General features: G+C 69.4%; 20 protein-coding genes. 9 read left to right on the plus strand and 11 right to left on the minus strand.

The window, feature by feature from the left end:
* The first annotated feature begins 85 nt into the window (after positions 1 to 85).
* Together LOZ83_RS05300 and LOZ83_RS05305 are read left to right on the plus strand one after the other, a co-directional pair.
* On the plus strand, positions 86 to 673 hold the full coding sequence (locus LOZ83_RS05300) for a TetR/AcrR family transcriptional regulator (protein ID WP_236789043.1): 588 nt from the start codon (positions 86 to 88) through the stop codon (positions 671 to 673).
* Positions 670 to 1,302, plus strand: coding sequence for a VC0807 family protein (locus LOZ83_RS05305; protein WP_236789044.1), 633 nt, complete (start codon positions 670 to 672; stop codon positions 1,300 to 1,302). The genes LOZ83_RS05300 and LOZ83_RS05305 overlap by 4 nt, the downstream gene beginning before the upstream one ends.
* A gap of 10 nt (positions 1,303 to 1,312) precedes the next feature.
* Here LOZ83_RS05305 and LOZ83_RS05310 read toward each other — a convergent pair whose 3' ends face one another.
* Positions 1,313 to 2,170 (minus strand): metallopeptidase, encoded by an 858-nt coding sequence (locus LOZ83_RS05310; RefSeq protein ID WP_236789045.1) that lies wholly within the window; start codon positions 2,168 to 2,170, stop codon positions 1,313 to 1,315.
* A 49-nt stretch (positions 2,171 to 2,219) separates the two neighbouring features.
* Entirely contained in the window at positions 2,220 to 3,455 is a 1,236-nt protein-coding gene (locus LOZ83_RS05315; protein ID WP_236789046.1) for an FAD-dependent monooxygenase, read from the minus strand.
* 106 nt (positions 3,456 to 3,561) lie between these two features.
* On the opposite strand from LOZ83_RS05315, the gene LOZ83_RS05320 reads away from it, so the two are divergent.
* A complete protein-coding gene (locus LOZ83_RS05320; RefSeq protein WP_236789047.1) occupies positions 3,562 to 4,458 on the plus strand; it encodes a GntR family transcriptional regulator in 897 nt (298 codons plus the stop codon).
* Between the two features lie 52 nt (positions 4,459 to 4,510).
* Positions 4,511 to 5,932 (plus strand): serine/threonine-protein kinase, encoded by a 1,422-nt coding sequence (locus LOZ83_RS05325; RefSeq protein ID WP_236789048.1) that lies wholly within the window; start codon positions 4,511 to 4,513, stop codon positions 5,930 to 5,932.
* Here the strand turns inward: LOZ83_RS05325 and LOZ83_RS05330 are convergent.
* The 4 genes from LOZ83_RS05330 to LOZ83_RS05345 all read right to left on the minus strand — a co-directional run bounded on the left by LOZ83_RS05330 (position 5,929) and on the right by LOZ83_RS05345 (position 9,782).
* On the minus strand, positions 5,929 to 7,071 hold the full coding sequence (locus LOZ83_RS05330; protein WP_236789049.1) for a class I SAM-dependent methyltransferase: 1,143 nt from the start codon (positions 7,069 to 7,071) through the stop codon (positions 5,929 to 5,931). The genes LOZ83_RS05325 and LOZ83_RS05330 overlap by 4 nt on opposite strands.
* The gene (locus LOZ83_RS05335; RefSeq protein ID WP_236789452.1) at positions 7,072 to 8,028 is read right to left on the minus strand and encodes a class I SAM-dependent methyltransferase; all 957 of its coding nucleotides are present in this window, start codon (positions 8,026 to 8,028) and stop codon (positions 7,072 to 7,074) included. It lies immediately after the preceding gene.
* Positions 8,029 to 8,055: 27 nt separating this feature from the next.
* Positions 8,056 to 8,835 carry an enoyl-CoA hydratase/isomerase family protein gene (locus LOZ83_RS05340; RefSeq protein ID WP_236789050.1) on the minus strand — a complete coding sequence of 260 codons (780 nt, stop codon included), beginning with the start codon at positions 8,833 to 8,835 and terminating at the stop codon, positions 8,056 to 8,058.
* Positions 8,836 to 8,969: 134 nt separating this feature from the next.
* Entirely contained in the window at positions 8,970 to 9,782 is an 813-nt protein-coding gene (locus tag LOZ83_RS05345; RefSeq protein ID WP_236789051.1) for an ABC transporter ATP-binding protein, read from the minus strand.
* Between the two features lie 230 nt (positions 9,783 to 10,012).
* Between LOZ83_RS05345 and LOZ83_RS05350 the strand changes: the two genes are divergently transcribed.
* Both LOZ83_RS05350 and LOZ83_RS05355 read left to right on the plus strand, forming a co-directional pair.
* On the plus strand, positions 10,013 to 10,552 hold the full coding sequence (locus tag LOZ83_RS05350) for a cysteine dioxygenase family protein (RefSeq protein WP_236789052.1): 540 nt from the start codon (positions 10,013 to 10,015) through the stop codon (positions 10,550 to 10,552).
* Positions 10,549 to 10,938 (plus strand): rhodanese-like domain-containing protein, encoded by a 390-nt coding sequence (locus LOZ83_RS05355; protein WP_236789053.1) that lies wholly within the window; start codon positions 10,549 to 10,551, stop codon positions 10,936 to 10,938. Before LOZ83_RS05350 ends, LOZ83_RS05355 begins: the two co-directional genes overlap by 4 nt.
* Here LOZ83_RS05355 and LOZ83_RS05360 read toward each other — a convergent pair.
* Positions 10,935 to 11,633, minus strand: coding sequence for an SDR family oxidoreductase (locus LOZ83_RS05360; protein WP_236789054.1), 699 nt, complete (start codon positions 11,631 to 11,633; stop codon positions 10,935 to 10,937). The genes LOZ83_RS05355 and LOZ83_RS05360 overlap by 4 nt on opposite strands.
* Positions 11,634 to 11,750: 117 nt before the next feature.
* Here LOZ83_RS05360 and LOZ83_RS05365 point away from each other — a divergent pair, with 117 nt between their 5' ends.
* Positions 11,751 to 12,695 carry an AraC family transcriptional regulator gene (locus LOZ83_RS05365; protein WP_236789055.1) on the plus strand — a complete coding sequence of 315 codons (945 nt, stop codon included), beginning with the start codon at positions 11,751 to 11,753 and terminating at the stop codon, positions 12,693 to 12,695.
* On the opposite strand, the gene glgP is transcribed toward LOZ83_RS05365, so the two are convergent.
* Positions 12,688 to 15,216: an alpha-glucan family phosphorylase gene (gene glgP, locus LOZ83_RS05370; RefSeq protein WP_236789056.1), complete on the minus strand. Its 2,529-nt coding sequence runs from the start codon at positions 15,214 to 15,216 to the stop codon at positions 12,688 to 12,690. The two genes, LOZ83_RS05365 and glgP, sit on opposite strands and share 8 nt — an antisense overlap.
* A gap of 59 nt (positions 15,217 to 15,275) precedes the next feature.
* Here glgP and LOZ83_RS05375 point away from each other — a divergent pair, with 59 nt between their 5' ends.
* Entirely contained in the window at positions 15,276 to 16,697 is a 1,422-nt protein-coding gene (locus tag LOZ83_RS05375; protein WP_236789057.1) for a neutral zinc metallopeptidase, read from the plus strand.
* A 561-nt stretch (positions 16,698 to 17,258) separates the two neighbouring features.
* On the opposite strand, the gene LOZ83_RS05380 is transcribed toward LOZ83_RS05375, so the two are convergent.
* Together LOZ83_RS05380 and LOZ83_RS05385 are read right to left on the minus strand one after the other, a co-directional pair.
* Complete coding sequence (locus tag LOZ83_RS05380) at positions 17,259 to 18,227, minus strand: tetratricopeptide repeat protein (RefSeq protein ID WP_236789058.1); 969 nt, start codon at positions 18,225 to 18,227, stop codon at positions 17,259 to 17,261.
* Between the two features lie 31 nt (positions 18,228 to 18,258).
* On the minus strand, positions 18,259 to 18,555 hold the full coding sequence (locus LOZ83_RS05385) for a thiamine-binding protein (protein WP_236789059.1): 297 nt from the start codon (positions 18,553 to 18,555) through the stop codon (positions 18,259 to 18,261).
* Positions 18,556 to 18,629: 74 nt separating this feature from the next.
* Here LOZ83_RS05385 and LOZ83_RS05390 point away from each other — a divergent pair, with 74 nt between their 5' ends.
* Entirely contained in the window at positions 18,630 to 19,130 is a 501-nt protein-coding gene (locus tag LOZ83_RS05390) for a MarR family winged helix-turn-helix transcriptional regulator (RefSeq protein ID WP_236789060.1), read from the plus strand.
* Between the two features lie 51 nt (positions 19,131 to 19,181).
* On the opposite strand, the gene LOZ83_RS05395 is transcribed toward LOZ83_RS05390, so the two are convergent.
* Complete coding sequence (locus LOZ83_RS05395) at positions 19,182 to 19,556, minus strand: DUF3817 domain-containing protein (protein ID WP_236789061.1); 375 nt, start codon at positions 19,554 to 19,556, stop codon at positions 19,182 to 19,184.
* Positions 19,557 to 19,573: the final 17 nt, after the last annotated feature.

The raw sequence follows: 19,573 nt of genomic DNA on the forward strand, positions 1-19,573 counted from the left end.
GCGATCAGCATGGCGGGCGGCAGATCACTTTTCCAGGGGTTACTCAGCCCTGGCAGTTCTTACTTGTCCGAGGTACCGTTTACTCATGCAGGTAAGGAGCTTCACCGCAGAGGCGCGGCGAGCACAGATCGTGGGGGCGGCGATCGAGGTGATCGCCGAGGTCGGCTACCCGCAGGCGTCGTTCGCGCGCATCGCCGAGCGCGCGGGGCTGAGCAGCACGCGGCTGATCTCGTACCACTTCGCCGGCAAACAGGAGCTGATCCAGGAGGTCGTCGCCCAGCTGTACGGCGAGATCGGCGAGTTCATGACCGGGCGCGTCACTGCGGCGGGCACGCCGACGGAGGCACTGCACGCGTACATCGAGGGGTACATCGAGTTCGTCACCGCGCACCGCACGCAGATGAAGGCGCTGCTGAGCATCTTCCTGAACGGAGGGCTGGAATGGGACCCGCAAACGCAGGAACCGGTGGTCTTGTCGCCGGTGGAGCGGATACTGACGGACGGGCAGTCCGCGGGCGAGTTCCGCGAGTGCGACGTCCGGATCGTCGCGGCGACGATCCAGCGCAGCCTCGACGGGATCCCGCTGATGCTGGAAGCGCATCCGGACCTGGACCTCGCGACGTGCGCGCGGGAACTGGTGACGCTGTTCGACCGCGCGCTCAGACCGTCGTGAACCGGCTCCGCCACGGCGCGATCATCGCGTTCGACATCGGGGCCCCGATCGCGCTCTACTACGTGCTGCGCGCGGCCGGGCTGAGCGTTTATCTGTCGCTGCTGATCAGCGCGGTGCTGCCGGTGCTCAGCACGCTGGTGCAGATCGTGCGCGGGCGGAAGCTGGACCAGCTGGGCATCTTCATGGCCGGGATCACGATCCTGTCCGCCGGCGTCGCGACGATCAGCGGCAGCGACCGCTTCCTGCTCGCCAAGGACGGCTGGGTCACCGCGGTCACCGGCCTGTGGATGCTGTCCACCACCCGCAGTGACCGGCCGATTGTCTACCATTTCGCCCGCGTGCTGCTGGAAGGCCGGATCGGCCCGAAGGGCGAATCGTGGGCGTCGATGTGGGACCGGCTGCCGCGTTTCCGGCGCGTCTGGCGCGTGGCGTGCGTCATCTGGGGCGTCGCGACTCTGCTGGACGCCGGCGTCCGCGTGGCGATGGCCTACACGCTGCCGGTCAACGTGGTCCCCGCGCTGAACGGCGTGCAGTATCTCGTGCTGTTCCTGCTCCTGCAGATCGCGACGAACATCTACTACTTCCGCGCAGGCCTGTTCAACCCGCAGTCCGCGCTGTACCAGGCCTGATCCCCGCGGGTCAGCTGGTGGGTTCCAGGGATTCCTGGCGCGGTGCGGGGACTTCCGCGGGTTCGACCTGGAGCATCGGGGTCGCTTCGGCGAGGAGTTGCTGGATGGCGTGCAGCTCCCCGATTGTCCGGTTGCGCTGCGCGTGCACAGTGTCGGCCTCGCGCTGTGCCTGGCCGAGGAGGTTCCTCGCCTTCTCCTCGGTGCCGGCCAGCAGCCGGGCGCGCTCGGCCGCCGCCTCCTGCTCCTCCTGCTCGATGGAGGCCATCGCCTCCGTGCGGCGGACGCGCATCGCCTGCTCGAAGTCCTCCTCGACCTCCTGCCGCCGCTGCGCCGCCTCCTCGTCGAGCTTCTTGCGCTCGTCCTCAGCCTGCCCGGCCAGCTCTTCGAGCTCCTCACGCGTCCGGCGAATCTGCGCGTCGTGCTCGTCGGCGAGCTCCTTGCGGCGCGCGGCCACCTCCGCGACCAGGGCGTCGTGCCGCTCGCGCAGCCGTTGCGCGGCCTGCTCGGCCGACGCCCAGCTGCGTTCGGCGGCGGCCCGCGCCCGCTCGGTGATCTCGGTCGCCTCTTCCTGCGCCAGCTCGACCATCTGGAACAGCCGGCTGCTGAGCCCGTCGGCCTCGATCGGGCTCCGGCTGATCCGGTCGATCTTCGCGCGCAACCGGTCGTTCTCGGACCGCAGATCTTCGAGCTGTCGCGCGAGATTCTCGGCGCTGGCCGCCGCCGCGTCCCGGTCCGCGAGAACCAGCCGCAGGTCCGCTTCGACCCGCCGGACGTACTCCCGGACCTGACGCGTTTTGAGCCCCCGCCAAGATCGACCGAAATCCGTGCGTGGCGGATCCAGATCCTCGCGAGAGTCAACGGTGGCCATCAGCACCTCCCGAAGCGACAGTCCTCTGTGGACTGGCAACAAAAACTCGTTACTGTAGAGCATCCTCTCTTCGCGACGCTCCGTCTACCACCTTGCCCGGTCCAGCGTAATCTTCCAGTGTGACGCCGCCGGCCTTGCCTTGAAGATCACCGGTGAGCATCGACCGCCACGGCCCGGCGAGCATCAGCCGGGTGGTCTGGTTGCCCAGCCAGATCATCCCGCGCCCCTTCGGCAGGAACAGGTTTTTCCCGCCAGGCATCGGTTTCTTGTTATCCCGGACGTAACCATCGAGCACTTGACGGTATCGCGCGAACGCCCGAACATGATCACCATCGGCCGCCGCGAGCTCACCCGCGAGCACGTACGCGCCGACTACTGCCATGCTCGTCCCCATGCCGGCCGAACCACCGAACACGGCGTCGCCGAGTAGCGCCACCCGTCCTCTCGACCACTCTTCGATGGTGACCAGGTACTCCCGGTCGATATAGAAATCCGTTGTGTCCCACATGGATTCGAGCATTCGCGGCACCTGCCAGCCGGCCCCAGCCATCGCGTCGGCGACGAACCGTTTCTGGCGCTGGACGTCCCGCCGGTCGTGGTCGATCTCGGGTCCGGCGAAGAAGAACATGCCTCGGGTCCGGCCGCCGCGCGTCGGGTAGAGACTCGCGCGGCGGCGGCCGGGCATCACGTACATCAACTGCCAGTCGTCGAGCGGCACATCCGCGCCGGTCGCGAAGATCACCTTGTAGTACCCCTGGTCCTGCACGAATCCCGGCTCCGGCCCGAAGGCCAGGCGCCGGACGTTCGAGTGCAGCCCGTCCGCGCCCACCACGACGTCGAACGTGCGTGACCCCCCGCTGGCGAACGTCACGTCCACGCCGCCGGCATGTTCGTGCAGCGCGATGATCGAGTCGTCGAAGATGTATTCGACGCCGTCGCGGCTGGCCTCGTACAGAATCCGGCCAAGATCGGCACGCAGGATTTCCAGATCGGCGATGATCCCGCCGGAATCACCGCTCAGGTCGCTGCCCCAGCTCCAGACTCGCCGGTTCCGCTGGTCGACGGCGCTCAACCCGACGACGCCGGTGTGGTGTGCGCGCACGGTGTCCAGCAGACCCATCCGCTCGATCACGTCGCGGGCCGCGCCGCGCAGGTCGACCGCCTGCCCGCCTTCGCGGGGTTTCGGTGCCCGCTCGACGACGGTCACGGTGAAGCCGTGGCGGCGCAGCCAGTAGGCCAGCGTCGGTCCGGCAATGCTTGCTCCCGAGATCAGTACCTTAGTCATGCGTACACCGTACAGACACTGAATATACGGTGTAAAGTTTCCTAGTGCACCGACACTGAGCTGCAGATGAGCACGGAAGTGCACTAGTACACCGAAAGGCCCTGAGATGACGCACCCGTACGCCAGGATCGTCGCCGAACTGCAGCGGAGGATCGCCGCCGGCGAGCTGCGCCCCGGTGACCGCGTGCCCTCGACTCGCCAGCTGACCGAGGAGTGGGGCGTCGCGATGGCTACCGCGACCAAGGCGCTCTCAGCCTTGCGGCAGCAGGGACTGGTGCGGGCGGTGCAAGGCGTCGGGACGGTCGTCGCCGACGGGCGGCGGACCCAGCAGACGGCGCCGGGAACCGAGCTGACCCAGGCCCGTATCGTCCGCGCGGCCATCGAAATCGCCGACGCCGAAGGGCTGGCTGCGGTGTCGATGCGGCGCATCGCGACCGAACTCGGCGTCGCGACGATGTCGCTCTACCGGCACGTGCCCGGTAAGGACGACCTGGTCGTGCTGATGGCCGACGCCGCGATCGCCGAGCAGCCCCTGCCCGAAACCCCGCCGCCCGGCTGGCGCGACCGGCTCGAACTGTCCTCTCGCCTGATGTGGCAGCACTTCCGCAAACACACGTGGCTCGCACCCGCGATCTCGATGACCAGACCACAGGTCTTGCCGAATGCCGTCCGGTACACCGAATGGTCGCTGCAAGCGCTCGCCGGGCTCGAACCGACGGCCAAGCTCTACGCCTACCTGACGGTATTCGGGTTCGTCCGCGGTCTCGCGGTGAACCTCGAGGCCGAGGCGCAGGCGGAGCAGGACACCGGGCTGACGCCGGACGAGTGGATGCAGACCCAGAGCAATGACCTGCTGTCCGGGATCTTCGAGCACGCCGAACTGCCCGCGTTCGCCGAGCTGATCACGCACGACATCCCGTTCGACCTCGACAATCTGTTCGAGTTCGGCCTCGCACGAGTGCTCGATGGACTGGAAAGATTGCTGATACGGGCAAATCAGTGAGACAGAGGGTAGCTCCGTGATCGTCCTCAACCCGACGCCGTAGCCTGACCGGGTGACCGGGACGGAAACGAAAGACGAGGGGCGTCTGATCGCCGGCCGCTACCGGCTGGAGCGCCGCATCGGCGGCGGGGCGATGGGCGTGGTGTGGCTCGCGAAGGACGAGCTGCTCGATCGAACCGTTGCGCTGAAACAACTTCTGCTCACCGCGGGGCTCAGCGAGAAAGAGGCGGAGCAGGCGCGAAAACGGTCGTCGCGCGAGGCCCGGCTGGCCGCGCGACTACAGCACCGGCACGCCATCACGGTCTTCGACGTCGCCGACGACGACGGGATGCCCGTGCTGGTCATGGAATACCTGCCGTCGCAGAGCCTCGCCGAGGTGCTCGCCGCACGCGGTCCGCTGCCGCCCGCGGAGGTCACGCGGATCGGCGCGCATGCCGCGTCCGCGCTGGCCGCCGCGCATGCCGCCGGGATCGTGCACCGCGACGTCAAGCCCGGCAACATCCTGCTCGGCGAGGAAGGCACCGCGAAGATCACCGATTTCGGCATCTCGCGCGCGGCGGACGACGGCACGCTGACCGGCAGCGGCCGCTTCGCCGGCACCCCCGCGTACCTCTCCCCCGAAGCCGCACGCGGGGAGAAACCGACACCGGCCTCGGACGTCTTCTCCCTCGGGGCGACGTTGTACGCGATCGTCGAGGGCCGTTTTCCTTACGGTGACACCGAAAACCAGATGGCACTGCTGTACGCCGCGGCCGCCGGGCGGTTCGCGCCGCCGAACCAGGCCGGGCCGCTGACCGCCCCGCTGGAGCGGATGATGCGGTTCGCCCCGGACGAGCGCCCGACGATGGCCGAGGTGGCCGACGAGCTGGCGAAACTCGCCGAGCCCACCCAGGAGGAGCGCCGCCGCGGCCGGGCGCTGGTGTGGGCCGGGGTGGCCGCGGTCGTGGTGGTGGCGGCCGCGGTGACCACGATCGTGCTGCTCAACAATGGATCCGGCGGGCAGAACGCCTCGCCCCCGCCGGCTTCCGTCACGCAAAGCCCCGTGGCCCAGCAGCCGACCTCGTCGGCGCAGCAGCAGCAACAACCCACGACCGGCGCGACCTCCAGCCAGTCGACGGCGCCGTCGTCCTCGACCGCCGCAGCGCCCCCGGCCGCCCCGCCGCCCGCGACCACCGACCTCGTCCAGTTCGTCAAGGACTACTACGCGGCGATGCCGGGCGGGACCGCCGCCGGCTGGACCAAGCTCAGCCCTGACATGCAGCGGCGCGTCGGGCACGACTACTACCTGCGGTACTGGGGCGAGATGTCGAAGTTCGAGGTCAAGGTCGCGCCGCACCAGACCGGGCCGAACACCGTCGAGTCCGTGCTCGACTTCGTCCAGAACGGCACGCACTACGAGGAGCGGCACCGGCTGACCGTGATCAACGTCGGCGGCCAGCTCCTGATCGACAACGACAGCTCCTCGGGCGTCTAGGTGCGGGTGGCCTCGCAGAGGAAGGCGACCGGGGAACGGCCGATCCTGGTCAACACCACCGTCGCCTCGTTCGGGCCGCGAGGTTTGAGCCGTTTGCGCAACGCGTCCGGGTCGACGTCGAGGCCGCGGACGAGGATCTCCAGCCGGCCGACCTCACGCCGTTTCAGCACGGCACGCAGGGCTTTCTCCTGGTACGGCCCGTGTTCGAGCACGCGGAAGGCGCGCACGCCGGGCGGCGGCCGGTCGCCCGTCAGGTAGGCGATGCGTTCGTCGAGCTGCCACAGGCCGTGCCGCGCGCCGTAGTGCTTCACCAGCCCGGCGCGGACCACGGCGCCGTCCGGATCGATGATCCACTCGCCGGGCTCGCGCGCTCCGATGTCGTCGGGGTCCTCCGACGTGATCGTCCATTGTGGACTTTCGCCGCGCAGCACGGTCGCCCGGCGCGCCGCCGTGGCGAGCGAACCCGTCCACAGGCAGGCCTCGCGCACCTGCCCGTCCAGTGACACCAGCTCGACCTCGTCCGCCCAGGTCAACGGGCTGAAGTCAAGGCCCGGCGACACCTTGACGGCCAGCTCGCGCCCGCCGTACACCTCCGCGAGCCGATCCAGCGGCGGCGCGAAATCCTCGGGCCGCCAACGCCGCCCGCGAGCGTCCCGGCGCGCCGGGTCGGCGACGATCACGGTGCCGCGGCTCACCGGGTGCAACGCGTCGGCCCGCACGAGCGGCACATCGGGGCAGTTGTGCCGGGCCATCGCCAGCCGCACACTGTCCACATCGGACCCGACGACCCGCCGCGCGACCGCGGCCAGCTCCACCAGGTCCGCGCCGACCGAGCAAGTCACGTCGTGCACATCACGGCCGGCCAGCCGCGCCGCGCGATGCCGGGCCACCGCCGACGCGCTCGCCTGCTGCATCGCGTCACCGGTGAACAGCCACCCGTCGGCGTCGAGCTTCGCGCGCGCCTTCCGCCGCAGCACCACGGTCTCCAGCACCGCGGCCGCGTGCTCGCCCGCGATCCGCCGGGCGGCCTCGACATCGGCGATCCGCGACGCGTCCAGCCCGGCGCACCCGGCGAGCGCGGCCGCACCCGAAGCCGAGCGCAGGAACCGGACGTCGTCGAGCGTGAACGCGTAGGCCAACTACAGCTCGACCGGCGAGGACGGCTTGATGCCGGTGACCATCACGTTGTAGAACAGCTCCCTCGGCAGCACCCTGGCCAGCAGTTTCTTGTCCAGCGCGGACAGCCGCAGCCACAGGTGGTAGGCGAACATCCGCCAGCGCACGGTCAGCTTCTCCTGCGGTACCGCGGCTTCGAACGTGCGGATCGGCCAGCCGGTCAGCGCCGCGGCGAACTCGTCGGTGACCGCTCGCACGTCCACCGCGCCCGCGCCGAGAGACATCCGCTCCAGCTCGCTCGGATCGAACGTGTGGATGTCCACCACGGCCTCCAGCGCCGCCGCGCGCGAGGACTCGTCGAGCTCCTCCTGCGGCCGGCGCCACCCGTTCAGCGGGCCGAACTTCGTCACGTTCGTGGTGAGCCACCAGGTGAACTGGCCGAGCTTGCGGGCATAGAAGTCGCCGATCTTCGTCGGCTCGCCCGCGAACACGAACCGCCCTCCCGGCTTGAGTACCCGAAGGACTTCGCGCAGGGCAGCGGAGACGTCCGGGATGTGGTGCAGCACCGCGTGCCCGACGACGAGGTCGAAACTGTTGTCCGGGTAGGGAATCCGCTCCGCGTCGGCGACCCGGCCGTCGACGTCGAGGCCCAGCTTCTCCGCGTTGCGCAGCGCCACGGCCACCATGCCCGGCGACAGGTCGGTGACCGAGCCCTTCTTGATCACCCCGCCCTGCATGAGGTTCAGCAGGAAGAACCCGGTGCCGCTGCCCAGTTCCATCGCCGTCGGGTACGGCTGGCCGTCCTCGCCCGCGACCGCGTTGAACACGTCGGTGGCGTAGGAGATGCAGCGCTCGTCGTACGAGATCGACCACTTCTCGTCGTAGGTGCCGGCTTCCCAGTCGTGGTAGAGGACGTTGGCCAGCCTCGGGTCGTCGAACGCGGCCCTGACCTGCTCGGCGGTCGCGTGCGGGTTCGGCATGGGATCGGGCACGGCGTCGCTCACCGGTTACTTCCCTTCGAAGGTGGCCTTGCCGGGACCGTTCTCGATGAACGAGTTCATCCCGTTCCGCTGGTCCTCGGTGGCCCACAACGAGGTGAACAGGTACGTCTCCAGCTTGAGCCCGCTCGCGAGATCGCCGTCGAGGCCGCCGTCGATCGCGGCCTTCGCGTTGGCCAGCGCGACCGCGGGCCCGCCCGCGAACTGCGCCGCCCACTTCTGCGCGGTCTTGTAGACGTCGTCGGCCGGCACCAGCTCGTCCACGATGCCCAGGCTCAGCGCCTCCTCGGCGGCCGCGAACCGGCCGGTGAACACGAGGTCCTTGGCCTTGCTCGGGCCGACCAGCCGCGCGAGCCGCTGCGTGCCGCCGGCGCCGGGGATGATGCCGAGCAGGATCTCGGGCTGGCCGACCTTCACGTTGTCGCCGGCGATCCGCCGGTCCGCGGCCAGTGCCAGCTCCAGCCCGCCGCCGAGGGCGTAGCCGGTGAGGGCGGCGACGACCGGCTTCGGGATCGCGGCGACCGCGGCGACGGTGTTCTGCAGCGCCGCGCCGAAGGACCGCATCTCCGAGTACGACCGGGCGGCCATCTCCTTGACGTCGGCGCCACCGCAGAAGGTCTTCTCGCCGCCGTACAGGATCACGGCGCGGACGTCGGCGCGCTCCGCGGCCTCGCGCGCCACCTCGGCCAGCTCCGCCTGGAGCTGGTTGTTGATGGCGTTGACCGGTGGCCGCTCCAACCGGATCGTGCCGATCCCGCCGTCCGCCTCGAGCCGTACGAACTCACCCACGCTGGATCCTCCTAGAACGGTGCTGTGTCGTTGGTACCAATCCGACCGGCAGCCACGGCGATCCGCCTCGCGTAGGTCGGCTTCCGGCTGGTGGGGTCGGCCTACTTTCGGTCGGATTGGTACCGGCCGGTACCTTACCGCCGTCGCGCGAAGAAACGGTCGCCCGAACGCTCCAGGATCAGGTCCTGGTCGAACGTCTTGGACAGGTTCTCCGCCGTCAGCACATCGTCGATCAACCCGGCCACCACGGCGCGCCCTTCGCGGAGCAGCAGCGCGTGCGTGAACCCGGGCGGGATCTCCTCGACGTGGTGGGTGACCAGCACGATCGCCGGGGCGTCCGCGTCGAGCGCCAGCGTGGACAGCCGCGCGACCAGGTCCTCGCGGCCGCCGAGGTCGAGGCCTGCGGCCGGCTCGTCGAGCAGCAGCATCTCCGGGTCGGTCATCAGCGCGCGGGCGATCAGGACGCGCTTGCGCTCGCCCTCGGACAGGGTGCCGAAAGTGCGCTCCGCGAGATGCGTCACACCCATCGCGCCGAGCAGCTCCATCGCGCGGTTCACATCGAGGGTGTCGTAGTGCTCGCGCCAGCGGCCGACGACCGCGTACCCGGCGCTGACCACGACGTCACGGACCATTTCGTCGCCCGGCACGCGGCTCGCGAGGGCGGCGGAGGTGAAGCCGATGCGGGGCCGCAACTCGAAGATGCTGACCTTGCCGATCCGTTCGCCGAGCAGGTCCACGGTGCCGGTGGTGGGGTGCAGTTCGGCGGCCGCGAGGCGCAGCAGCGTCGTCTTGCCGGCGCCGTTCGGGCCGAGCACCACCCAGCGCTCATCCAGCTCGACGGCCCAGTCCAGGCCCGCGAGCAGGTCGTTGCGGCTACGGCGGACCCCCACGCCCGACATTCGCACCACGAGGTCGTCAAGGTTGTCCGTCTCGCTCACGAGGCCCATTGTGGTGGTCGATGGCCGTCCTCGTGGCAGCGGCCCCGTACCAGAACGTGAGACGTCACCAGGGGTAGCGGGAACCCGTGGCAGGATGCGCTCTGTGCACACCGCCACGCCTTTGCCGCCCACCGGGCGCTTCTGGCGTGACCGCACCGTGGATCTGCTCCTCGTCGCCTCGTGCGGCTGTACCGGTCCGTCGACCGTGTCCAGTCCCCGAGTTCGTCCAGGAGCCTTCGTTGACCCAGTCTGTCCTTGATATCGAGATCCACCCGCACCTGTCCGATGTGCTCTCGCACGATCTGCTCACCCCGTCGCGTCTACTGTGGACATCCGGGCAGCTGGCCGCGCTGACCGGGTACGTCGCGCGTGAGCTGGCGGGTCCGCTGCGCGAGATCCTGCATTTCGACACCGACCAGCGCTGGTGGGCGCGGCTCGCGCTGACCGACGGTGTGGAGCTGTGGCTGCTGTCGTGGCTGCCCGGCCAGCAGACGAAGCCGCACGACCACGGCGGTGCGTCCGGCTCGTTTTCCGTGCTGCAGGGCGAACTGACCGAGCAGTACCGCTATCCGGGCCGCCCGATCCGGACTCGCACGCACGGCGCCGGAGTCGGCATCGGGTTCGGCGCGGGCCGGGCACATCAGATGACCGGCACCGGTACCGAGCCGGCCGCGAGCGTGCACGCGTACTCGCCGCCGCTGGTGCCGACTCGCGAGTACCGGTCGCTGGCCGACGTGCCCAGCGAGATGCCGTCGCTGCCAGTGATACTGAGCCGGTGACCATCGAAGATGTTCTCGCCGAGGCGCGGGCCAAGCTGAAGCGGGTCGACCCGGCGGGCGCGCGGGCGCTGCAGGAGCAGGGCGCGCTGATCGTGGACATCCGGCCCGAGTCGGACCGCGCGGCCGAGGGCGAGATCCCCGGCTCGGTGCCGATCGAGCGGATCCACCTGGAGTGGCGCCTCGACCCGGCCGGCTCGCACCGCCTGCCCGAGGCGCGAGCCGACCGGCCGGTCGTCGTGGTGTGCAACGAGGGTTACGCCTCGAGCCTCGCCGCCGCCGATCTGCTGCGGCTCGGCGTGCGGGCGACGGATCTCGACGGCGGTTTCCGGGCGTGGGCGGCCGCGGGGTTGCCCATGCGGCAAGGCCCGACGCCCGCGGCTCCCTAGGCGTAGAAGAGGCTCGGGTCCTTCGCCAGCGAGGCCTTGACGTGGGCGCTCCAGTCGTCGAAGACCACTTCGATCTCGCCCGCCTCGACCGAGTCCAGCGCGGCCTTGGCGACGTCGGCGGGATCACCCATCGGACCGTCGTAGTCGATGCCCTTCACCATGTCCGTGTCCGCCACCCCGAGGTGCACGCCGGTGACGAACGTGCCCTGCCCGGCCAGCTCCAGCCGGATCGCGTTGGTCAGGTTCCATTCGGCGGCCTTGGCCGCGGCGTAGGCATTGGCTCCGTCGAAGGCGAACCAGGACAGCGCGGACAACATGTTGACGATCGCCCCGCCGCCGTTCGCCGCGAGGACCGGCGCGAACGCCCGCACCATGCCGAGCGTGCCGAAGTAGTGCGTGTCCATTTCGAGGCGGATCTTGGCGAGATCCCCGGTGACGAGGTTGGTGTTCGTGCTGGTACCGGCGTTGTTGACCAGCAACGTCACGTCCTGCGCGACGGCCGCCACCTCCGCGATCGACGCCGGGTCGGTGATGTCGAGCCGCAGCGCCTCGACGCCGGGGACGTCGATGTGTTCCGGGTTCCGCGCGGTCGCGTAGACCTTCGCCGCGCCGCGTTGCACCAGCACCCGTGCGAACTGCCTGCCGATGCCGCGGTTCGAACCGGTCACGAGAGCGACCGAGCCCGGGATCTTCATGCTTCCTCCAAATCAGTCGGGACACCAGCCACCATATGAAGCACGAAGGTGCACAGACGATGATCGGAAAGCACGCAAAGATATCCGTTTGTCTCACACGCGACGTATCGTTGCGTCATGGATCTTCTTGCTGACGTACTCGCGGTGGGCGGCGTGCGCGGCACCGCCGCGAGGCGGGTCGAAGCTGCCGAACCATGGGGAATGTCGTGGCGCGAAATCTCGGGCGCGGCCTTCTACGCGGTCACCGCCGGGACCACCTGGCTCGGCCTGCCGGACAGCCCGCCACGGCAGCTCCTGCCCGGCGACGTCGTGCTGCTGCCGACCGGCACCGGGCATACGCTCACCAGTGACCCCGCGGGCGCGGCGAACCCGTGCGAGCACATGGCGCCCGCGCGGACCCCGTCCGGGGAAAAGGTCATGCGGTTCGGGTCCGGCGAGACCACGACGCACATCCTCGGCGCCTGCTACGAATACGATCCCGCCGTCTCGACGCAGATCATCACCCTGCTGCCGGAGATCGTGCACATCCGCGCCGACAACGGCGCCACCTGCCTCGACGACACCGTGCGGCTGCTGGCGCGCGAGCTGGCGCATCCGCAGCTCGCGGCCTCGGTCGTGCTCGACCGGCTGGTGGACATCCTGCTCATCCAGCTGCTGCGGGTGTGGCTCGCCGGGAAACCCGCCGAGGCGCAAGGGACCTGGCTGGGCGTGCTCGACGATCCGCTCGTCGGCGTCGCGATGGCCAAGGTGCACGAGGATCCCGCGCGCGCCTGGACCACCGAGACGCTCGCCGCGGAGCTGGCCGTGTCACGGGCCACGCTCTCCCGGCGTTTCCTCGTCGTGGCCGGGGAAACGCCCGGCGCCTACCTCACGCGCTGGCGCATGGACCTCGCCGCGATCCGGCTCCGGGACACCGACGACACGCTGGAGAGCATCGCCCACTCCGTCGGCTACACGTCGGTCTACGCGTTCAGCCGGGCGTTCCGGCGGGCCCGCGCCCAGGCACCGGGCCGGTACCGCGTCGAGGCGCGAGCCGCCGCCCAGGACCGCCAGGTCAGCTAGCCAGTACCACCTTCCCGAGTTCGGCCGGCGTGGCCAGCAGCGGGTGTTTCGGCAGCACACGCACGGTGTAGCCGATCGAACCGGCGTGCGGCAGCTGCAACGTCGCCGTGAACAGCCCGATCCCGGCCGGCTCCATCGGCACCGTCACCGGTTCCGACAGGTCGTCGCTGTCGCCGACCCGGCCGACCACCACCTGAACGTCCACTTCGGACACATCGAGGCCGGCGAGGTCGATGCGCGCCTCCACGTGCACCTCGCTGCCGACGACGAGCCGGTCCGCGGTCAGCTCGCTGTCGAAGATCTTCACCTGCGGCCACACCGTGTCGATCCGGGTGCGGTACTCCGCCAGCGACTTGGCGCCCTGGTAGGAATCCCTGGCCGCGGCCTCGACCGTCGACGCCGCCGGGTGGTAGCTGGTCTCGACGTACTCGCGGACCATTCGCGACGCCTGCACGCGCGGGCCGAGGGTGTCGAGCGTGTGCCACACCATCGACATCCAGCCCTTCGGCACCCCGTTCCCGTCGCGGTCGTAGAACAGCGGCGCCACCTGCTGCCCGAGCAGGTCGTACAACGCGGCGGACTCCAGCTCGTCGCGCCGCAGCGGGTCGCGGATGCCGTCGGCGGTGGGGATCGCCCAGCCGTCGCTGCCGTCGTAGCACTCATCCCACCAACCGTCGCGAATGGACAGGTTGAGCCCGCCGTTGAGCGCCGACTTCATGCCCGACGTGCCACACGCCTCGAGCGGCCTGGTCGGGTTGTTGAGCCAGACGTCGCAGCCGCGGTAGAGGTAGCGGGCCATCGACATGTCGTAGTCCGGCAGGAACACCATGCGGCGCCGGACCGCCGGGTCGTCGACGAACCGGACGATCTGCTGGATCAGCTGCTTGCCACCCTCGTCGGCCGGATGCGACTTGCCCGCGACGACGATCTGGATCGGACGGTCGTCGTCGAGCAGCAGCGCGCGCAGCCGTTCCGGGTCGCGCAGCATCAGCGTCAGCCGCTTGTACGTCGGCACGCGGCGGGCGAACCCGACGGTCAGCACGTCCGGGTCGAACACCGTGGTGATCCAGCCCAGTTCGAGCGCCGACGCGCCGCGCTGCAGCCAGGAGTCACGGACGCGGCGCCGCACCTCGGCGACCAGTTTCTGCCGCAGATCGCGGCGCAGCGCCCACAGTTCCTCGTCGCTGACGCCCTGCTGGCTGGGCAACTGCCCCTTGTGGCCCCATTCCTTGTGCTTGCCGCCGAGCAGCGCGGTGAGCTCGCGGGCGACCCACGTCGGGCCGTGCACGCCGTTGGTGACCGACGTGATCGGCACCTCGTCCTCGTCGAACCCGGGCCACAGCCGCCCGAACATGCGGCGGGACACCCGGCCGTGCAGCCGCGAAACGCCGTTCGCGCGCTGGGCCAGCCGCAGGCCCATGTGCGCCATGTTGAACATGCCGGGGTTGTCCTCGGCGCCGAGCGCCAGCACGCGCCGCGTCTCGATCCCGGGCAGCAGCCGCCCGTCGCCGAAGTAGTGCTGCACGAGGTCGACCGGGAACCGGTCGATGCCCGCGGCGACCGGGGTGTGCGTGGTGAACACCGTGCCCGCGCGGACCGCGGACAGCACCTCGTCGAAGCCGAGGCCGTGCTCGCCGATGATCTCGCGGGCGCGCTCCAGGCCGAGGAACCCGGCGTGCCCTTCGTTGGTGTGGAACACCTCGGGCTGCGGGTGCCCGGTCAGCTCGCAGTACCGGCGCACCGCGCGCATCCCGCCGATCCCGGCGAGGATCTCCTGGCGGATCCGGTGGTCGGCGTCGCCGCCGTAGAGCCGGTCGGTGACCCGGCGCAGGTCCTCGTCGTTCGCGTCCACGTCGGTGTCCAGCAGCAGCAACGGCACCCGGCCGACGTGCGCCTGCCACACCTGCGCGTACAGGTCGCGCCCGCCCGGCATGGCGACGTCGACCAGCACCGGCTCGCCTGCCTCGTCGGTCAGCAACTCCAGCGGCAGCGCGTTGGGGTCGATCACCGGGTAGTGCTCCAGCTGCCAGCCGTCGAGCGACAGGCCCTGGCGGAAGTAGCCCGCGCGGTACAGCGGGCCGACGCCGATCATGGGCACACCCAGGTCGGACGCGGCTTTGAGATGATCGCCGGCGAGCACGCCGAGGCCGCCGGAGTAGTTCGGCAGCGCTTCGTGCACGCCGAACTCCATGCAGAAGTACGCGATGGCGGCCGGCCCGTCGGCCTGTTGTTCCTGGTACCAGCGCTCCTCGGTGAGATAGCGTTCCAGATCCTCCGTCGCCGCGCGGGCTCTGGCCAGGAAGTCCTCGTCGCCCGCCAGCTCCGCCAGCCGGGCCGGGGCCACCCCGAGCAGCATCCGCAGCGGGTCCTTGACCCGGCGGAACAGCTCGTCATCCATCGAGGCGAACAGGTCCCGGGTCGGCGGATGCCAGGTCCAGCGGAGGTTGGTCGCCAGGGCACGCAAGCCGGCCAGCGAGTCCGGCAGGCTCGCGCGCACGGTGAACCGACGGATTGCTCTCATGAGGAGCGACGATATCGGTTAGTGTCCGGGGGTCGAAGCGGATCAGGGAGCGGGTGGGGATGCGCGCAGGGGGGCTGGCCGTCGCGATGGCCGGGGTGCTGCTGCTCGGGCTGACGGCATGTGGCGCAGATGACACCGGATCCGCGGCCGGTTCGGTCGCCGGGCTGCCGATCACGCACTTCCAAAGCGGCCTGCGCGCGAATGCCCCGGCGCCGAACCTCGACGTGGAAAATGCCAGTGACGACGAGGCGGACAAGCTGGCGACGTCGACCATCGCCGATGTCGAGGACTACTGGTCCAAACAGCTGCCCGACGACTTCGGGGTCGCGTTCGAGCCGGTGAGTTCCCTGCTGTCGTACGAGTCGAACGGCGAGAACCAGCAGAACGGCTGCGGGAACACGCGGAAGAACGTCAACGCGTTCTACTGCGGGGCGGACGATTCGGTCGCGTGGGACCGGGGTGTGCTGCTGCCCACGATGATCCAGCAGTTCGGGCCACTGTCGGTGGTGACGGTGCTGGCGCACGAGTTCGGGCATGCCGTGCAGTTCCGGCTGGGGGCCAAGGCGGGTATCACCCGCAGCACGCCGACGATCGTGAAGGAGCAGCAGGCGGATTGCTTCGCCGGCAGCTACTACCGGTGGGTTGTCGAGGGGAACAGCAAGTACTTCACGGTTTCGACGGCGGAGGGCCTGAACGCGGCCTTGTCGTCGTTGTTCCTGGTGCGGGACAGCGCGGGCACGTCGGCCGAGGACCGGCAGGCACATGGGACGGCTTTCGACCGGCTCTTCGCATTCCAGTTGGGCTTCGAAAAGGGCCCGAAGGACTGCGCGGCGATCACCATGGACAACATCAAGCCGCGCCTGGTCGAGCGGCCGTTCGATCCGGCGGACAAGAACGAGGGCACGATCGACATCGACGATCAGACGGTCGGCCTGCTGAAGGAAAGCCTGGACGCCGCCTTCGCCGGGGCCAAGGCGCCCGCACCCGAGATCGTCGACGGCGGTGGAACCTGTCAGGGCGGGCCGGCTACGCCCCCGGCGTCGTACTGCCCGTCGGACAACACGGTCAACATCGACCTGAACACACTGGCGGAACTGGGCCGGCCGGTGGACCAGAGCGGTGAATTCACGGGCCAGTCCAACGGCGGTTTCGGTGACTTCGCGGCCCTGTCGGAAATCGCTTCACGGTATGCCCTGGCGATTCAAAAGGGCGTCGGCGCTTCCCTGGACAATGCGAATGCCGGTTTGCGGACAGCATGCCTGGTAGGTGCCTGGGCCGCGGCGGCGAACAACCTGCAAGACACGAAACTGCGTCTTTCAGCAGGGGATTTGGACGAGGCCATCTCGGACCTACTCCGCCCGGACAGCCTCGTCGCAGCGGACGTCAACGGAAAACGCGTCGATGCCGGCTTCACCCGAGTCGAAGCCATGCGGACAGGCTACCTACAAGGCTCCACCCCCTGCACCAAACAATACGGCTAAGACCCACCACAAAAACCGTCAAACCGCCACCCGGCAACAAAACGCAACAACAACCCCAGCCCACCCACACCTCCCCCAACCCCGATAGAAAGCCGCCCTAGCGGTTGGCACGTCGTGTCAAGGGTGACCGCGCCAGCGGTCATCGCGATAGCGACGCCGAAGGCGCCCTTGATACGACGTGCCAACCGTTAGACGATCGGCGATCGGGGTGGGCTGCCGGCTTTTACGTCGCGCGGAGCGCGACGCCCCTCGCGCGGAGCGCGAGGGAAAAAGATCAAAAGATGCCTCGCCGGCGGGCAGGCTCCAGGATGACTGACCCCAAGGGATCTCACCTTGGGTGGGTGGTTGAGTTGGGTGGTCATCCCGTCGCCTGCGGTTTTCGAATATCACTTTTCCTCAGAGCCGCAAGCTTTGGTCTCTCGGCTGCCCGCCGGGCAGGAAGGTTGCGGCCCTGACGAAAAGTGATCGTTCCTGTGTCAGGCGACGGGATGACCACCCAACTCGGGCCGTGGGCATTCGCCCCGGCTCTGCCGTGGGTGTTCGCTCTCGTTCCGTTGCCTTTTAAAACAGTGCGGAGGCTAGGTCCCTTCGGGCTTTTGCCACCCGTTCGTCCGCTGGGTCGAACAGGTCGAAGAGGCCTACCAGGTGTTGCCGTACGCGGTTACGGTCGTCGCCGAAGGTGCGGCGGATTGTGGTGATCAGCCTGGCGAAGGCGTCCTCGATCTTGTTCTGTGCCACTTCGAAGTCCGCCGCCGCGAGTTGGGCGTCCAGGTCGCCCGGGTCGGCGTCGGCGCGGGCCACGGCTGACGGATCCGCCGACTCGGCCCTGGCGGCGAACCGGACCTGGGTGAGCGCGGCCTTCGCCAGCTCGTTCGCCGGTTCGACGTCGAGGATCCGCTGGTAAGCCGCCTCGGCACCGGGGTAGTCACCGCGCTCGAAGGCGTCTTCGGCCTCGGTGAAGCGCGGGTCGTCCGGCTCCTCGACCTCTTCCCCTCCGCCGGGCTGTGCGTCCCGGATGCTGGGCAGTTTGTCCTTGAGCGCGTCCAGCAGCGCGTTGAGCCACTTCTTGATCTCGGGTTCCGGCAGGGCACCCGCGAAGGCGTCGACCGGCTGGCCACCGGCGATCGCGACCACCGTCGGGATGCTCTGCGCCCCGAACAGCTGCGCGATCCGCGGGTTCGCGTCCACATCGACCTTCGCCAGCACCCAGGCACCGCCGGCCTGCGAAGCGAGCCGCTCCAGCACCGGGCTGAGCTGCTTGCACGGCCCGCACCAGTCGGCCCACAGGTCCACGATCACGAGCTGCTGCAGGGAACGGTCGACGACCTCGGCCTGGAAGGAGGCCTCGGTGACCTCGATGATCGCGCCGCCGGCGGCCGGTGCCTGCTGCTGCGGGGACCCCGACGTAGAGGTGGCCGGCTGCTGGCGTGCGGCGTCCGCGCGTGCCTTCAGCGCGGACAGATCGACCGCACCCGACAGCGCGGCCGACATGGCTGCTGAGTTCGCTGCTGATCCGCGTGGGTTCGTCACGCTTCCATCCTGGCACGCGTTCCCACAGGAATCACCGCAGGTGCTGTTCCACCCGCTCCACTTTCGCCTCCAGCTGACCGGTGTACCCGGGCCGGATGTCGGCCTTCAACACCAGCGACACCCGCGCAGCGCCCTGACCAGCGGCTTCCACCGCGCGTTTGACGACGTCCAGCACCTCGTCCCACTCGCCTTCGACGTTGGTGAACATCGCGTTGGTGGAATTCGGCAGTCCCGAATCCCGGACAACCTGGACCGCCCGCGCGACGGCCTCGCTGACTCCCCCATCCGGGTCTCCGCCGGACGGGCTGACACTGAATGCGACGAGCATGATGGTCCCTTCCTTGGCTTTCCCGCCCCCACCCTGCCCCATCGGGTGGTTACACGCTGGTAGCTTGCCTGGTCATGAACCGCCCACTGCCGTTCGACCCGATCGCCCGCGCCGCCGAGCTGTGGGAGGACCGGGTCGGCCCCTCCGGCACGATGGCCGCGGTGACCGGGTTGATGCGCGTCCAGCAGATCGTCCAATCCTCCGTGGACGGCGCGCTGAAACCCCACGGGCTCACCTTCGCCCGCTACGAGGCGCTCGTGCTGCTGAGTTTCGCCCGCCGCTCCAGCCTGCCGATGCGGGTGATGGGCGAGCGCCTGCAGCTGCATCCCACCAGCGTGACGAACATCGTCGACCGGCTCGAGCGCGACGGGCTGGTCAAGCGCGTCCCGCACCCGACCGACCGCCGCACGACGCTGGTCGAGATCACCGACGACGGCCGCGCCCGGCACGCCGAGGCGACCAAAGCGGTCACCGGGATCGACTTCGGGCTCGTCGGCCTCACCGCGAACCAGACCGTCCAGCTGACCGACCTGCTCACGAAGATCCGCAAAGCCACCGGCGACTTCGTCGACTGACGAGAAAGCCCCCGCCCGGAGCCGGGCGGGGGCTTTCTCGTGCGCATAAGGTCAGGCGGCCGCGGCGTCCGCGGCGGTCTCCCGGACGAACAGGCCGGTGCCGCCGTGGGTGAGCCGCTGCGGGCCGTCGAGCTTGCCGGTGCGCAGCGCCCACTTCTCGAACCACCAGGTGAACAGCGGCGGGATGCTGGCGAGCAGCGCGATGATGAGGGTCTTCGGCTTCCAGCCGAGGGGCTTGAACACGGAGAGCGTCACCAGCACATAGCAGATGAAGATCACCCCGTGCACCATGCCCAGCACCGGGACCCCACCCTCGTGGGACGCGGAGAAGCCGTACTTCAGGATCATCCCGATCACCAACGCGGCCCAGGAGAGCGCCTCGGCGACTGCGGCCACGCGGAATGCGAGTGCGGCCTTGCTGGACACTGCTTCCTCCTCAGTGG

This window comes from Amycolatopsis sp. GM8 (assembly GCF_021653975.1).
Taxonomy (GTDB): domain Bacteria; phylum Actinomycetota; class Actinomycetes; order Mycobacteriales; family Pseudonocardiaceae; genus Amycolatopsis_E.